Here is a 244-nt window from a genome sequence, read left to right as displayed (position 1 = left end):
AGTGAAAAAATACATAGACGAAGTATTAACCGCCGGACACGGCAAGCTTTACCATAGTGATGGTCGCCATCGTGTCAATCCGACTGAAGGCTACGGCACAGGTGGTTTGTTGCAAGGTAAAAAACACATGCTCTCGCTTACTTGGAATGCCCCGATTGAAGCCTTTACTCGCGAAGGCGACTTCTTCGAAGGTAAAGGTGTGGATGCTTTATACATGCACTTCCACAAACTCAATGAGTTCATC

The 244-nt window shown here is 46.3% G+C and carries 1 protein-coding gene; it reads left to right on the top strand.

Features of this window, described 5'->3' with window-relative positions:
* A partial coding sequence (locus tag HMPREF2696_RS02270; RefSeq protein ID WP_210383755.1) for an NAD(P)H-dependent oxidoreductase occupies window positions 1–244 on the top strand: 244 nt, incomplete at both ends.

The sequence above is a fragment of the Neisseria sp. HMSC058F07 genome (genome assembly GCF_001810035.1).
In the GTDB taxonomy this organism is placed as follows: domain Bacteria; phylum Pseudomonadota; class Gammaproteobacteria; order Burkholderiales; family Neisseriaceae; genus Neisseria; species Neisseria perflava.
This window is presented reverse-complemented; position numbering and strand designations above follow the sequence as displayed.